At 70.0% G+C, this 1,492-nt stretch carries 2 protein-coding genes; one reads left to right on the top strand and one right to left on the bottom strand.

The window, feature by feature from the left end; all coding sequences use genetic code 11:
- Positions 1-650, bottom strand: a 650-nt coding sequence (locus tag ABTZ89_RS38650; protein ID WP_351054453.1) for a sugar kinase, incomplete at its 3' end; no start/stop codon positions are given.
- Between the two features lie 200 nt (positions 651-850).
- On the opposite strand from ABTZ89_RS38650, the gene ABTZ89_RS38645 reads away from it, so the two are divergent.
- Positions 851-1,396, top strand: a complete 546-nt coding sequence (locus ABTZ89_RS38645; protein ID WP_351054451.1) for a YbhB/YbcL family Raf kinase inhibitor-like protein — start codon at positions 851-853, stop codon at positions 1,394-1,396.
- Positions 1,397-1,492: the final 96 nt, after the last annotated feature.

The raw sequence follows: 1,492 nt of genomic DNA, 5'->3' as shown, positions 1-1,492 counted from the left end.
GAACTGGTTCGACGCGGGCTGGCGCGGTCCCGCGAGCACGCCTCCGAACTCGTCGACGCGGGTCGGGTTGGATCGTTGAACGGCAACCCGGTCTCGACGAGTGGCAGCAATCGCGTCTCCACCACCGCGAGGTCGTCGGCCGGGCGGTAGTTCACGTCGAAGGTGATCCGGACGTCGCGGTCGCGGGTGAGCAGGTGGCGGATCAGCCGGTCGCAGCTCGCCGAGAGCGCGGGCGTGATCCCGGAGATGTGCAGCAGCTCCGGACCGTCGAGCAGGTCGTCCGGCAGGAAGTCCTCGTCCATCGTGGACGCCGCGGACCCGGCGCGGTAGTAGTGCACCCGCGTGCCGTCCGGGGTCGGGTCCTTGAAGTAGACGCCGGTGGGCGCGTCCGAGCGCACCTCGACCAGGTCGGTGTCCACGCCGGCTCCGGCGATGGTCGCGACGATCCGGCGGCCCAGCGGGTCGTCCCCGACCCGGCTCGCCCAGCCGACGCGGTGCCCCAGCGCGGCCAGGTGGATGGCGACGTTGGACTCGGCCCCACCCGCGGAGAGCGTGAAGACCGGGGCCTCCTCCAGGGGAACCGGGGACGCCGGGGACACCAGCGACATCGTCTCCCCCAAGCACAGCACCTCGGGGCCAGGCTCGGCCAAGTCCGCCTCCTCGTTCCGCCACGACGTCGCGCACACCCTATCGAGATCTGTGCGAAATACCCACCGCCATTGCACGTAGCGCAATACCACTGCCCGCGACCGGGTGAGGCGCTGGGATCCGGCCGCTCGCCCGGTCGCGGGAAGGTTCTTTAGGCTGGCCCTTGATCGCCCTGAAGTCCCCAGGAATGGAGGTTGCTCGCATGAGTCTGGAGCGCCCGATCGACCCCGATCCGTATTCGCTGCTCCCCGCGGTCCCGAGCTTCGACGTCGTCTCCGACGACGTGGCCGACGGGCAGCAGATGCCGCAGGCCCACGCCTTCGACGGGATGGGTGCCGGTGGGCAGAACCACTCGCCGCACCTGCGCTGGTCGGGCTTCCCGGAGGCCACGAAGAGCTTCGTGGTCACCTGCTTCGACCCGGACGCGCCGATCCCGGGCGGCTTCTGGCACTGGGTGCTGGCCGACATCCCGGCCGACGTGACCGAGCTGGCCACCGACGCGGGCAACCGCAGCGGTAAAGGCATCCCGGCCGGGTCCTTCCACGTGGCCAACGACTTCGGCGAGCAGGCCTTCGGCGGCGCCGCCCCACCGCCCGGCGACCGGCCGCACCGCTACTACTTCGCGGTGCACGCGGTGGACACCGACAAGCTCGGCCCGGACGCCACCGCCACCCCCGCGGTGATCAGCTTCAACCTGGCGTTCCACACCCTCGCCCGCGCGATCATCACCCCCACCTACCAGCACTGACCAGGTTCCCGCAGTTTCAATTGAAACTGCGGGGCCCAGGCACGGCTGAGCGCAGTTTCAATTGAAACTGCAGTTGTGAAAGAGCCGTGTCCGCCC

This window comes from Saccharopolyspora sp. NPDC002686 (assembly GCF_040295745.1).
GTDB lineage: Bacteria > Actinomycetota > Actinomycetes > Mycobacteriales > Pseudonocardiaceae > Saccharopolyspora > Saccharopolyspora oryzae.
Note: the sequence above shows the minus strand (reverse complement) of the source record. Positions and strands in the feature narration are given on the sequence as shown.

Bases quoted from the DNA above. Each gene is read 5' to 3' on its own strand.
- ABTZ89_RS38645 (WP_351054451.1), top strand. From the start codon at position 851: ATGAGTCTGGAGCGCCCGATCGACCCCGATCCGTATTCGCTGCTCCCC.